We start from the raw sequence: 12,485 nt of genomic DNA on the forward strand, positions 1-12,485 counted from the left end.
CTATGGCTTCCTGTCCGAGCGCACCTCCTTCGCCGAGGCTCTGGCCGCAGAAGGTATCTAGTTCATCGGTCCCCCGGTAGGCGCGATCGCCGCGATGGGGGACAAGATCGAGTCCAAGAAGCTCGCCATGCAGGCCGGCGTCAACGTCGTGCCCGGCTTCGTGGGCGAGATCGAGGATACCGAGCACGCCGTGCGCATCTCGAACGAGATCGGCTATCCGGTGATGATGAAGGCCAGTGCCGGCGGCGGCGGCAAGGGCATGCGCCTTGCCTACGACGAAAAGGACGTGCGCGAGGGCTTCGAAAGCGTGAAGCGCGAGGGCCTCAATTCCTTCGGCGACGACCGCGTCTTCATCGAGAAGTTCATCCTCAACCCGCGCCACATCGAGATCCAGATCCTCGGCGACAAGCACGGCAATATCCTCTACTTGAACGAGCGCGAATGCTCGATCCAGCGCCGCCATCAGAAGGTGGTGGAAGAAGCGCCGTCGCCCTTCGTCACCGAGAAGATGCGCAAGGCCATGGGCGAACAGTGCGTCGCGCTGTCGCGGGCAGTGGGCTACTACTCGGCGGGCACCGTCGAACTGATCGTCTCGGGCGCCGATCCGACGGGCGAGAGCTTCTACTTCCTCGAAATGAACACCCGTCTCCAAGTGGAGCACCCGGTCACCGAAGCGATCACCGGCGTGGATCTGGTCGAGCAGATGATCCGCGTAGCTGCCGGCGAGAAGCTGGAAATGACGCAGGCCGACGTGAAGATCGACGGCTGGGCCATCGAGAACCGCGTCTACGCGGAAGATCCCTATCGCGGCTTCCTGCCCTCCACCGGCCGCCTCGTGCGCTATCAGCCGCCCGTCGATGGCTGGACCGAGGACGAGGACGCCAACGGGCGCCGCGGCGTGGATGGCATCCGCGTGGACGACGGCGTCTATGAAGGCGGCGAAGTCTCGATGTTCTACGACCCGATGATCGCCAAGCTGATCACTTGGGGCGAAACCCGCGACGAGGCGGCGGACAAGCAGGTGGCGGCGCTCGACCAGTTCGAGATCGAGGGCCTTGGCCACAACATCGATTTCGTTTCGGCCATCATGCAGCACCCGCGCTTCCGCTCGGGTGAGCTGACCACCGGCTTCATCGCCGAGGAATATCCCGAAGGCTTCACCGGCGCGCCTGCATCGGACGAACTGAAGGGCAAGCTGGCCGCCGTCGCCGCTTTCGTCGCCACCGCGCGGGCGGACCGAGCGCGCCGCGTCGATGGGCAACTGGCGCCGCATCGCCTTGCACCACCCTCGGAATGGACCGTCACCATCGACAAGGCGGCCTATGAAGTCGTCATCGACGACGAGGACGTCACGGTGAACGGCGTCGAGGTCGAGCTGGCGATGGAATACACGCCCGGCGATCGCCTGATCGAGGCCGAGATCGACGGAGAAACCATCGGCATCCGCGTCGCGCCTACACGCACGGGTCTGAAAATGACCACGCGCGGCGCGATCCACGATGTGCAGATCCTGCCCAGCCGCGTGGCGTCGCTCAGCCGGCACATGATCGAAAAGATTCCGCCGGATCTCTCGAAGTACCTGATCTGCCCGATGCCGGGCCTGCTCGTCGCGCTCCATGTGGGCGAGGGAGACAAGGTGGAGGCAGGGCAGCCGCTGGCCGTCGTCGAAGCCATGAAGATGGAAAACATCCTGCGCGCCGAGAAGTCGGGCACGGTGAAGTCCGTCAACGCCAAGGCCGGTGAGAGCCTTGCGGTGGACGCCGTGATCCTTGAAATGGAATAAATGCACCTGGAACACGATGCTGTCGCGCCTGCGGCAGAGCAGATCACCTTCGACGACTTCCTGAAAGTGGACATTCGCGTCGGCACCATCGTCGCCGCGGAAGTCTACGAGGGGGCGCGCAAGCCGAGCCTTAAATTGCGGATCGATTTCGGGCCCGGCATCGGTGAGCGCAAGAGCGTGGGGCAGGTCGCCGCGCTCTATTCCCCGGAAGAGCTGATCGGGCGGCAGGTGGCGGCGGTCGTGAACTTTCCCTCGCGCCAGATCGGCAAGGCCGTGTCCGAGGCGCTGACGCTCGGCTTCGCGGACGAGGAGGGCCGGGTGGTCCTTTTCGCACCGGACAGGCCGGTTCCCAACGGTTCGAGGTTGTTCTGATGACGGGTTTTGCCGCGCTGCTGGCCGCAGCGGAGGAGATCGAGGGCGGCTTCGTTTTCGACATCACCGAAGACTGGCTTCAGGGTCGCACCGCTTATGGAGGATTGACTTCGGCGCTGTCGCTGGCGGCGGCGCAACGCGTCGATCCGGAGCTTCCGCCGCTGCGCTCGGCCCAGTTCGCGATGATCGCTCCGCTGGCTGGCCGCGTGGAAGCGCGGGCACGGGTGGTGCGCAAGGGGCGCAATGCCACATGGGTCGCAGCAGAACTGTCGGACGAGAAGGGGGTGGGCTTCACCGCCAGCTTCGTTTTCATGCGCCGGATCGAAAGCGCGGCCGATATCGCCGGCTATCCCATGCCGGAGGGCGTGACGCCGCCCGCCGAGGCCAGACCGGTGCCGATGGAGCAGGCGCCGGCGTTCCTTCGCGAGAACTTCGATGCTCGTTTCGCCTTGCCGAAGTCTGCCCTGGGAGAGGCGGATCTGTGCTGGTGGGTACGGCTTCGGCAGCGCGAGGGGCTCGATCCGGCGCTGGAAGCGGTGCTGGTGGGTGATGCCTTGCCGACGGCGGTGCTGCCGCTCGTCAATTTCAAGGTGCCGATCAGTTCGATGCACTGGCACGTCAACATGCTGGAACCGGCGCCGACGACCGAGGATGGCTGGTGGCTCTTGCGGTCCACCAGCGAATTCGCCCGCAGCGGCGGGGCCAGCGAACACATCCTTCAGTGGAGTGCCTCCGGTGAGCCGGTGATCTCGGGGATGCAGTCGGTCGCCGTGTTCGGATAGACAGGCGATCTCGCCGCCCCGGCAGCCGGGACGGCGGTACTTCGAAATCAGGTTTCGACGATATTCCCCGCCAGCGTCTTGCCCAGCGCGATCTTGAATGCGGCGAAGGCGATCAGGCCCACGGCGGCCGAGGCGACGTGGATCAGCCAGAACGACACGGTATCCATCGAGGAATACCAGCCGCCCACTTCGCCCACCACCTTGTTCGCGCCGAAGAACGCCAGATAGTAGATGCCCACTACCGTCGCATTGAGCGCGCGCGGGGCGACCTTGGTGAACAGGGCGAGGCTGACCGGCATGATGTGCGCGAAGCCGATGGAGTTGAACAGGTGGAACATCACCGGCCAGAACAGGCCGATCTTGGCATCGCCGGCAGTGGCCGCCGCGATCACCAGACACATGCCGCCCATCATGCTGAAGACCGAGCCGATGATCATCTTGCCCAGTTCGTCCGGCTCGCGGCCGGTGCGGCCGGAATACCACTTCCAGAACGCAGCGACGACCACCAGCATCGAGAAGCTGAGTGTCGCATCGATCGTGATCATCCAGCTTGTCGGCAGGGTTTCGCCAAAGAAGGTGAGCTGGAACTTCTCGTCCGCCCAGACGAGGTAGGCGTTGAAGATTTCCTGGTTGCTCATCATCGCGACGGCAAGCACCGGGACAAGGACGGCCAGCGCTCCGAGGCGCGGCCAGTCGGAGCGGGTAAGGCGAATCTTCGGGGCCTTTTCACCCTTGCGGGCGCGGTTGTCGGCTGGAAGCCACGGTCCGGCCTTGAGGTAGATCATCAGGCCCAGCACCATGACCACGCCGGCCGTGCCGAAACCGTAATGCCAACCGACCTTTTCGCCCAGAGTGCCGGCGATCAGCGGGGCGGCGATGACGGAAACGTTGATGGCGATGTAGAAGATCTGGAACGCCATCGCCCGGCGCAAGTCGCCGGGCCTGTAGAGTTCGCCGACCTGGCTGGCGATATTGCCCTTGAACAAGCCCACGCCCACCACCAGCGATAGGAGCGCCAGCAGGAACATGCCCTCGAAGGCCATGAGGAAATGGCCGAACGACATCACCACGGCTCCGGCAATCAGCGTGGCCTTGCGGCCCAGCCAGCGGTCCGCGACAATGCCGCCGAGGATGGGCGTCAGGTAGACCAGCGAGGTGTAGTCGCCGAAGATCGCCGAGGCCAGCGGCTGCCCGTCAAGCCCTGCATAGTGCCAGCCGCGCAGCCAGGAGAGGCCGACGACCTGGCCGATATTCTCGGGCAGGAGCAGGTACTTGACCATGTAGAGCACGAGCAGCGTCTGCATGGAATAGTACGAGAAACGTTCGCATCCTTCGACGAAGGAAAGATAGCCCAGCCCTTTCGGGTGGCCCAGGAACGCACGGTCGTTCCGCTCGACTTCCTCGGGGAAGTCAAGTTCGGGGGTAGCTTCGGCAACGGTCATGGAATGTTAGTCTCTCTGGCCTGATTCTGTGACGACCCGGTATTTTTGTTATGTCAACGCGCACCATAGTGGCGCGTCACGGTAATGTCACGTCAGGTCGGGAAAGTGCCGAGAGATCAGAAGCAAGTCGCTGTAACAGAAGCGGAAGGGCACATAACGGAAAAGGCGACAGACCCGATCGACCTGTCGCCTTCCCGTACGCCCCCGGACCTCGAAAGGCCATCAGAATGGCGTGTCCTCTCGTAGGGGAGGAATAAAAACAACGCGCTAGGCCCCATCGGCGTTTCCGCCGGGCAGGGGGCTCATCGCGCCGCAGGCACGGTCCGGCCGCTGCGTGAAATTCGCTTTTGGAAAGGTTCCAAACGGGCTCTTAGTCCTGCCGGTTCAATTCGATGTCGAGGAAGGTGGCGATGTCTTCCAGCGAGACGTTCTTGTCGAGATAGGTATGCCCTATGCCCTTCATCAGCAGGAAGGGCAGGGTGCCGGCGTCCATCTTCTTGTCATGCAGCATGTGCTTCACCAGCGCGGCGCCATCGCAGGTGACGCCGAGCGCTGGCAGGCTTGCGGGCAGACCGACGCCGGCGATGTGGCTGGCCACGTGCTCTGCGCTGGCACGCGGCATCAGCCCGCGGTGGGCCGAGTAACGGGCCGCCAGCACCATGCCCAGCGCCACAGCCTCGCCGTGGAGGAGGCGGTCGGAGAAGCCGGTCTCTGCTTCCAGGGCATGGCCGAACGTGTGGCCCAGGTTGAGCAGGGCGCGACGGCCGGTGGTTTCGAACTCGTCCTCGGCGACGATACGCGCCTTGCTCGCCACCGAATGCGCGACGGCATATTCGCGAAGCTGGCTGTCCCCGGCGATCATGGCGGCGGCATTGGCATCGCACCAGGCGAAGAAGTCGGCATCGTCGATCAGGCCGTACTTCACCACTTCGGCATATCCCGCCAGGAAATCGCGCGGTGGCAGCGTCTCCAGGGCCGACAGGTCGGCAAGGACCAGCGAGGGCTGGTGAAACGCGCCGACGAGGTTCTTGCCGGCGGGCGTGTTGATCGCCGTCTTGCCGCCCACGCTCGAATCGACTTGCGCGAGAAGGGTCGTCGGCACCTGGATGAACTTGCAGCCGCGCTTGAGCACGGAGGCGCAGAAGCCGGTGAGATCGCCGATCACGCCGCCGCCCAGCGCAATGATGTGATCGCCGCGTTCCACTTCCAGCGAAAGCAGCCAGTTCACGGTAGCCGCCAGCTCGTCCCACGATTTCGTGCCCTCGCCCGGAGGCAGGATGCGCCAGTGCGGCTCGTGGCCGTTCTCGCGAAGGCTGTTCTCGACCACTTCGCCCCAGGCCGTATGGACATGGGCATCGGTGATGATCGGCACGCCCCGCTTGCGGAGGAGGCCGCGGCACTGGGGTACGAGTTCGGCGAGCAGGCCCGCGCCCACCCTGACCTCGTAAGGGCGGCCGGCGATATCGACGGGGATTACAGCCATTGCGAAATTCCCTGGAGTACCTTGTTGATCGTCTGGATGTGCGGCCCACTGTGGCTCATGACGTGGATCGGCGCGAGCGCATAGTGCGGTTGGCGATCTTCCCGCAGCCGGGCCAGGATATCCCTGGGATTGCCGCCCTGAAGCAACGGGCGGTTATCCTTGCGCGCGGTGCGCTCGACCAGGGTGTCCACTTCGCTGTCGAGCCAGATGGTGATCGCCTTGTCGAGGATCAGCTGCCGTGTTTCCGCATTGCAGAAAGCGCCGCCGCCGGTGGCGATGACGCAGCGACCGGCTCGGGGCTCCGGTCCTGCATCGATCAGGCGGGAAATCACCCGCCGTTCGCCATCGCGGAAATAGGCTTCCCCGTAAGTCTCGAAGATCTCCGGGATCGTCATCTGGGCGGAACGCTCGATCTCCTCGTCGGCATCGACGAAGGGACAATCCAGAAGCGTGGCGAGGCGCTTCCCCACGCTCGACTTGCCGACGCCCATCATCCCGACCAGCACGATGGGGCGGTCGATGCGCCGCGCGAGCGCGGCAATTTCCTGTGCGGAAAACCGGGTTTGTTGAACGTCCATTGCTCCAACGCCTATAGTTGCGCTAGGTCGCAGCGCAAGCATCGGTGAAGGAAGGCGAGTGACGATATCAAAACGCGGGCGCAAGTTCTCAGGCGTGGCTGCTGTTTCCATCGTCGCACCGATGGTCGTTCTGGTGGCGATCCTGATCGCAGTCTGGGCCTGGATGGACGGCGGGCGTTCGCCCGTGAAGGATATCGTCCAGCCGGTCGCGGTTCCGGAGTCGCCTGAATGAGCCGGGGTATCATGGGCCTGCGTATGACGGGTCTGCGTATCAGAAGCTGGCATCTGCTGGCCGGCGCCGCATTAGGGCTGACCTCCGCCTGGGCAGTGGCGCAGGACGCGCCCGAATCGCTGCTGCCCAAGATGTTCGACGAGCCCGCGCGCCCCGCGGCGACGCCAACGCCCGCCGCGCCTTCCGGCCGTCCCTCTTCGGGTGCCACCACCTCTGGCAATGCCGCGGCGCCGCGATCGGTCTCGACCCCGGTAGTCCAGGCCCTGCCGGTCGAGCCGATCCCGATCTTCGCTCCCGATGCGCTGATCACGACCAATGCGGAGGGCAAGAGCACGCTCACGCGCATGCCGACGCTCGAGGAACTACAGGGCATGTCGCCCGAAGCATTCGAGCAGTTGCTGACCGATAAGCTCAACCTCGACATGCCGGCCGGTGCACGTCGGTCGATGGAGCAGGTCGGCCTGGTGGATGAAGCGGAAGGTGGCATCGCAACCACCTCGCTCTCCGCGCAGAATCCCTATCTGGTGCAGACCGCCATCGCCGCCAATCGCGGAACGATGGTTTCTCGCTGGGGCCATATCCTGCTGCGCCGCGCGCTTGCCTCGCGGCTACAGGCGCCGGTCGGCATGAGCCCGCAGCAGTTCCTGTCGCTGCGCGTCGGCCTGCTGATCCGCATGGGCGAAACCGATGCGGCGCGCGCGCTGCTCCAGGGGCTGGACATCTCCAACTTCACGCCGGACATCACGCGCGCGGCCTTCGATGTCTACCAGCGCACCGCCGATTTCACCGGCATGTGCCCCGTTCTCTCGATCCAGGGCGCGCAGGGAGAAGGTTCGGAGTGGAGCGCGCAGCAGTCCATTTGCGATGCCTTTCGCGGTAGCGGCGCCGCCGCACTTTCGCGGCTGGAGAAAGCCCGTGTGAGCGGCAAGATGGCGCGCATCGATTCGCTGCTCGCGCAGAAATATGCCGGAGCCGCCGGGCGCTCGCGCAAGGCCGTGACGATCGAGTGGGACGGCGTCGATACGATGACGCCCTGGCGCTATGGGCTGGCGATCGGCGTCGGCCTCGCTCCGCCGGAAAGCGCCATGGGCGGTGCCGGCCCGGCCTACGACTATATCACGGCGCTGGCGCCGATGGTCGGGCTGGAACGTCGGGCCGTCGCCGCCGATCGTGCCGCTGCCAGCGGTGTGCTGTCCAATGCGGCGATGGTGGACCTGTACGCCCAGGTCTACGCCGATCCCGACGTCACCGGAGACTGGCAGAAACGCGCGGAAAGTCTGCGCGATGCTTATACGCTCGACGCGCCCGCCGCACGACTTTCCGCCATGCAGAGCCTCTGGAGCGGCGCCAACGGAGCAGAGGCAACTTACGCGCGCCAAGTGCTGACCGCTGCCGCCGCAGCCCGCATCGCGCCCAGCAAGGACATGGAAGGCGATGCCGCCGCGCTGATCGCCTCGATGCTGGCCGCCGGTTACGACACCAATGCGCTGGCCTGGTCGCCGATCGTGGCATCGGGCACCCAGGGCTGGGGTCTGCTGACGCTGGCCGCGCCGGGCCGCATTCGGGCGGTGGATTCCGGCGCCGTCGATACTTATTACGGATCGGACGAGAGCACCAACAAGCGTAAGAGCGCGTTTCTGGTAGCCGGCCTGGCGGGGCTGGGCCGGATCGATGAAGGCGCCTCTTCGCGCTACTCCGGAGAGTGGGGCCTGCAACTCGACAGCACCACGCACTTCACAACCGCGATCGACCGGGCCGCTACGGCTGGAGATGCCGCCAGCGTCGCTTTCCTGGCGGGGCTGGGGATGCAGGGAGGCAGCTGGCAACGCATGACGCCGCGCTATCTCTATCATATCGTCTCTGCACTTCGCACGGTGGGCCTGGAGGCAGAGGCGCGGATGATCGCGGCGGAAGCGGTGGCGCGGGCCTGATCCGGCGTGACGGGATCGAACAAGGCGAATCACGATTACGCCGAGCGATTCCTGGCGATGCTGGCCGCCGAGCGAGGCGCCGCCGCGAACACGCTGGCAGCCTATCGCCGCGACCTAGCCGCCGCCGAGGAAGAGCTGGGTGATCTGTCGTTGGCGGATGGCAATTCGCTTGCTGCCCTCGGGGATGCTTGGAGCGGGCTTGCCGCCTCCAGCCTGGCCCGACGGTGTTCGGCGCTGCGCCAGTTCTACGGCTTCCTCGTCGACGAGGGCCTGCGCGCGGACGATCCCTCCCCGGCACTGCCGAAACCCCGCACCCGGCGACCGTTGCCACGCCTGCTTTCGCATGAGGAAGTGGAACGCTTCCTGGCGACGGCGGAAGCCGAGGCGGCGGCGGAACGATCCGACGCGGTTCGCCTGCTGGCTCTGCTGGAGCTTCTCTACGGATCGGGCTTGCGCGCGACGGAACTCGTTTCGCTGCCGCTGGCGGCAGTGCCTCGCGATGCGCCGTTCCTTCATGTCACCGGCAAGGGCGGACAGCAGCGCATGGTGCCGGTGAGCGGTAGGGCGCGGACGGTGCTGTCACGCTGGCTGGCGGTGCGACGGGGAACCTCGAAGTTCCTGTTTCCGTCCAGCGGTGAAAGCGGCCATCTCACGCGGGTCCGGCTGTTCCAGCTGTTGCGGGCCTTGGCGGTGCGTGCGGAGATCGATCCCACACGGGTTTCGCCGCATGTCCTGCGTCATGCCTTTGCCACGCATCTGCTCGAAGGCGGTGCCGACTTGCGCGTTCTGCAAATGCTGCTGGGCCATGCCGATATCGCCACGACCCAGATCTACACCCATGTCGACAGCGCGCGGCTGGTGGCCCTGGTCAACGCCCGTCATCCGCTCGCGCGCGGTTGAGCGGGAACCACGCTTCGCCGCTTCCGTTGCTTGAAGGATTCATTCTTTGGAGGGGAAATTCATGCCAGCAGTCCAGTCGGCCCGACGAAATCCGGCGATAAAGGCTGCTTTCGTGGCAGGGGCTACAGGCGCGGTTCTGCTGGCCCTCGCTCCGAGTTCCACCGGCGTGGCGGTGGCCGCCGCGGCCTATCCCGCAACGGTCACGTCCATCAGCCGCGCGGACAAGGCCGCAGGCGCCAAGGCGCATCCCGAACTTCTGGCGGAGTTCGGCGGATCGGTAACGGGGCCGCAGGCGGGCTACGTCGAGCAGGTGGGCAAGACCATCGCCATCCAGTCCGGCCTCTCAAATGCGCGCGGCGACTTCACGGTCACACTGCTGAATTCGCCGGTCAACAATGCTTTCGCCATCCCCGGCGGCTACGTCTACGTTACGCGCCAGCTCACCGCGCTTATGAACAACGAGGCCGAACTGGCGGGCGTGCTTGGCCATGAAGTAGGTCACGTTGCCGCGCGCCATTCGGCCAAGCGGCAGGAGGCCGCCTCGCGCAATCAGTTGCTGGGCGTGCTGGGATCCCTGCTTTCGGGCGTCCTGCTGGGCGATAGTGCGTTCGGCCGGCTTGGCCAGCAGCTGGCCTCGCAGGGCTCGCAGATGCTCACGCTCAAGTATTCGCGCGGGCAGGAACTGGAAGCGGACCGTCTGGGGATCAGTTACCTCAAGCGCGCCGGTTACGATCCGCAGGCCATGGCGGGCGTGCTGAACAGCCTGGCGCGCCAGAACGCGTTGGAGGCGCAGTTGCGCGGCACGTCGAATCAGGTTCCGCAATGGGCCTCGACTCACCCCGATCCGGCTTCCCGCGTGCGCGATGCGTTGAAGCAGGCAGGTTCCGGTGCGACGGGGACGACGAACCGCGATGCCTTCCTCACGCGAATCGACGGGCTGGTCTATGGCGATGACCCGAAGCAGGGCATCATCGAGGGCAATCGCTTCACCCATCCCGACTTGCGTCTGGCGTTCCAGGCTCCGGACGGCTTCTATCTGGTGAACGGCACGCAGGCCGTTTCGATCAACGGCAATTCCGGCAAGGCGCAATTCTCCGGCGGACCGCTCGGAACCGGGCTCGATGCCTATATCCAGACGGTATTTTCCAGCCTGACCGAATCGGGGCAGGCGCGGATCGAGCCTTCGAGCATCGAGCGTACCAGCGTGGACGGCATCACGGCGGCTTACGGGGTCGCGCGGGTCCAGGCTTCCAGCGGGCCGGTCGATGTGGCTGTGTTCGCCTACGACTTCGGGGGCGGCAAGGCCTATCACTTCCTGACCATCACCCGGGTCGGCGGGGCAGGGGCCTTCAACGGCATGTTCAAGAGCATGCGCCGGATCACGGCGGGCGAGGCCGGGCAGGTCAGGCCGCGAAGGCTGGCCGTGGTGACTGTAAAGGCTGGCGACACCTTGCAGTCGCTGGCGGGGCGGATGGCCTACACGGACGCGGCTCTGGAGCGGTTTCTGGTGCTGAACGGCTTGGAGAGCAACGCGCGGCTGGTGCCGGGGCAGAAGGTGAAGCTGGTCACGTATTGAGAGGCGGGCGGTTCTGGGAACGGCGATGCTTTTAAATCGTCGTCATCCTGAACTTGTTTCAGGATCCATCTCGCGTAACAGACCGCCGCTGTTGGTCGCAAATAGATCCTGAAACAAGTTCAGGATGACGACGTGCTTTACAGCTTTTCTAAGTGATGCCGCAGATATTCTTAGCTCATGCGAAAAGGGCGGCAGGTTTCCCTGCCGCCCGTCCTTAAATCTTTTAGCGCCTTTATTAGGTGCCGCTGTTGCCGCCAGCGGCTGCGCCGTCCTGAGTCGAAGCAGTATTGCCTTCAGCGATGGCGCCGGAGGTCGTGGCGAACGTCGTCTTGAGGTTCGAGCCCAGGCCCTGCATGGCGGCGATCGCGGCGACGGCGATGAGGGCGGCGATCAGGCCGTATTCGATGGCGGTGGCGCCCTGTTCGTTGCGGCGCAGCTTGGCGAGAAACTTCATCTGGTGTCTCCTGAATGAAAGCAATCTTGTGTACCCGGTCCGCCCCGCCCCCCGTTCACCCGGTCAGGCACTCGCTTTGGCGCTTTGGACAGATTGGGTTCTAGCGGCGAAGTGTTGAAAAAAACCTAATGCCGAAAGTAATTACTGGCCGGAAATCGCTTCTGAGGATTTTTCGGAAACACTGGACCACAATGCGATCGTCTCCGATGCAAGGCTGTTCAATGCAACAAGTATGGCAAGCACGATCATCGCGAGAATCAGGCCGTACTCTATTGCTATAGCTCCTTTTGTATTTGTAAGGAGTCGAGCTAGAGTCGTTCGCAATGTCATGATTATTTGCAGTTTCCCCGATCTTGTTGTGAATTAGCGGCTCAACGTTAAAGAGTCCCTAAAGGAGGGCGTTTCTCTGGAAAATTTTCTGACACCACTGCTCGTCGTCGCCGTGGCGCTCGTGCGTGGGGATGGTCTGGTCCTGATGCAGCAGCGGCCCAGAGCCTCGCAGCATGGAGGGCTCTGGGAATTTCCTGGCGGCAAAATGGAGGCGGGCGAAACGCCTGAAGCCGCCGCCGCGCGGGAATTGCACGAGGAATTGGGCGTCGAGATCGTGCCCGACCATCTGCTGCCGGTCGGCTTCGCCAGCGGGCCGGGCAGCGTCGTGCCGGGAAAACCGGGCGGCCGGGCCATCGTCATCCTGCTCTATGCCTGTAAGGCGTGGGAGGGCGAACCCAAGGCGCATGAGGCCGAAGCGCTGGACTGGTACCTGCCCGAGGCTATCCCGGGACTCGCCATGCCGCCGCTCGATTATCCGCTGGCCGACGCCTTATCCACATTCTTGCGCGAAAAGGCGATATAGGCGTTGACGGCAATGCCAACCGCTCCTATTGGCGCCTCTCCAACGCGCCCGTAGCTCAGCTGGATAGAGCATCAGACTACGAATCTGAGGGTCGGACGT

General features: G+C 64.6%; 11 protein-coding genes and 1 pseudogene. 8 read left to right on the forward strand and 4 right to left on the reverse strand.

Features of this window, described 5'->3' with window-relative positions; all coding sequences use genetic code 11:
• The 3 genes and pseudogenes from RT424_RS22375 to RT424_RS22385 form a co-directional block, all read left to right on the forward strand.
• A pseudogene (locus tag RT424_RS22375) lies at positions 1-1,783 on the forward strand (biotin/lipoyl-containing protein); the annotation flags it as partial.
• Positions 1,784-2,155, forward strand: coding sequence for a tRNA-binding protein (locus tag RT424_RS22380; protein ID WP_313442746.1), 372 nt, complete (start codon positions 1,784-1,786; stop codon positions 2,153-2,155).
• Positions 2,155-2,937, forward strand: a complete 783-nt coding sequence (locus RT424_RS22385; protein ID WP_313442748.1) for a thioesterase family protein — start codon at positions 2,155-2,157, stop codon at positions 2,935-2,937. Before RT424_RS22380 ends, RT424_RS22385 begins: the two co-directional genes overlap by 1 nt.
• 47 nt (positions 2,938-2,984) lie before the next feature.
• Here the strand turns inward: RT424_RS22385 and RT424_RS22390 are convergent, their stop codons facing one another.
• The 3 genes from RT424_RS22390 to RT424_RS22400 form a co-directional block, all read right to left on the reverse strand.
• Positions 2,985-4,379, reverse strand: a complete 1,395-nt coding sequence (locus tag RT424_RS22390; RefSeq protein WP_313442750.1) for a peptide MFS transporter — start codon at positions 4,377-4,379, stop codon at positions 2,985-2,987.
• A gap of 370 nt (positions 4,380-4,749) precedes the next feature.
• On the reverse strand, positions 4,750-5,862 hold the full coding sequence (aroB, locus tag RT424_RS22395) for a 3-dehydroquinate synthase (RefSeq protein WP_313442752.1): 1,113 nt from the start codon (positions 5,860-5,862) through the stop codon (positions 4,750-4,752).
• Positions 5,853-6,440 (reverse strand): shikimate kinase, encoded by a 588-nt coding sequence (locus tag RT424_RS22400; RefSeq protein WP_313442754.1) that lies wholly within the window; start codon positions 6,438-6,440, stop codon positions 5,853-5,855. Before RT424_RS22400 ends, aroB begins: the two co-directional genes overlap by 10 nt.
• 58 nt (positions 6,441-6,498) lie before the next feature.
• Between RT424_RS22400 and RT424_RS22405 the strand changes: the two genes are divergently transcribed.
• From RT424_RS22405 to RT424_RS22420, 4 genes are all read left to right on the forward strand, one after another.
• Complete coding sequence (locus tag RT424_RS22405; RefSeq protein ID WP_313442756.1) at positions 6,499-6,672, forward strand: hypothetical protein; 174 nt, start codon at positions 6,499-6,501, stop codon at positions 6,670-6,672.
• On the forward strand, positions 6,669-8,603 hold the full coding sequence (locus tag RT424_RS22410; protein WP_313442758.1) for a hypothetical protein: 1,935 nt from the start codon (positions 6,669-6,671) through the stop codon (positions 8,601-8,603). The genes RT424_RS22405 and RT424_RS22410 overlap by 4 nt, the downstream gene beginning before the upstream one ends.
• Positions 8,604-8,609: 6 nt before the next feature.
• Positions 8,610-9,503 carry a tyrosine recombinase gene (locus tag RT424_RS22415; RefSeq protein WP_313442760.1) on the forward strand — a complete coding sequence of 298 codons (894 nt, stop codon included), beginning with the start codon at positions 8,610-8,612 and terminating at the stop codon, positions 9,501-9,503.
• Positions 9,504-9,564: 61 nt separating this feature from the next.
• Positions 9,565-11,079 carry a M48 family metalloprotease gene (locus RT424_RS22420; RefSeq protein WP_313442762.1) on the forward strand — a complete coding sequence of 505 codons (1,515 nt, stop codon included), beginning with the start codon at positions 9,565-9,567 and terminating at the stop codon, positions 11,077-11,079.
• A gap of 235 nt (positions 11,080-11,314) precedes the next feature.
• On the opposite strand, the gene RT424_RS22425 is transcribed toward RT424_RS22420, so the two are convergent.
• Positions 11,315-11,533, reverse strand: a complete 219-nt coding sequence (locus RT424_RS22425) for a Flp family type IVb pilin (protein WP_313442764.1) — start codon at positions 11,531-11,533, stop codon at positions 11,315-11,317.
• A 442-nt stretch (positions 11,534-11,975) separates the two neighbouring features.
• On the opposite strand from RT424_RS22425, the gene RT424_RS22435 reads away from it, so the two are divergent.
• The gene (locus tag RT424_RS22435; RefSeq protein ID WP_313442768.1) at positions 11,976-12,386 is read left to right on the forward strand and encodes a (deoxy)nucleoside triphosphate pyrophosphohydrolase; all 411 of its coding nucleotides are present in this window, start codon (positions 11,976-11,978) and stop codon (positions 12,384-12,386) included.
• The last annotated feature ends 99 nt before the right edge of the window (positions 12,387-12,485 follow it).

The organism is Novosphingobium sp. (genome assembly GCF_032093395.1).
Lineage (GTDB): Bacteria > Pseudomonadota > Alphaproteobacteria > Sphingomonadales > Sphingomonadaceae > Novosphingobium.

Bases quoted from the DNA above. Each gene is read 5' to 3' on its own strand.
- RT424_RS22380 (WP_313442746.1), top strand. From the start codon at position 1,784: ATGCACCTGGAACACGATGCTGTCGCGCCTGCGGCAGAGCAGATCACC.
- RT424_RS22385 (WP_313442748.1), top strand. From the start codon at position 2,155: ATGACGGGTTTTGCCGCGCTGCTGGCCGCAGCGGAGGAGATCGAGGGC.
- RT424_RS22390 (WP_313442750.1), bottom strand. From the start codon at position 4,379: ATGACCGTTGCCGAAGCTACCCCCGAACTTGACTTCCCCGAGGAAGTC.
- aroB (WP_313442752.1), bottom strand. From the start codon at position 5,862: ATGGCTGTAATCCCCGTCGATATCGCCGGCCGCCCTTACGAGGTCAGG.
- RT424_RS22400 (WP_313442754.1), bottom strand. From the start codon at position 6,440: ATGGACGTTCAACAAACCCGGTTTTCCGCACAGGAAATTGCCGCGCTC.
- RT424_RS22410 (WP_313442758.1), top strand. From the start codon at position 6,669: ATGAGCCGGGGTATCATGGGCCTGCGTATGACGGGTCTGCGTATCAGA.
- RT424_RS22420 (WP_313442762.1), top strand. From the start codon at position 9,565: ATGCCAGCAGTCCAGTCGGCCCGACGAAATCCGGCGATAAAGGCTGCT.
- RT424_RS22425 (WP_313442764.1), bottom strand. From the start codon at position 11,533: ATGAAGTTTCTCGCCAAGCTGCGCCGCAACGAACAGGGCGCCACCGCC.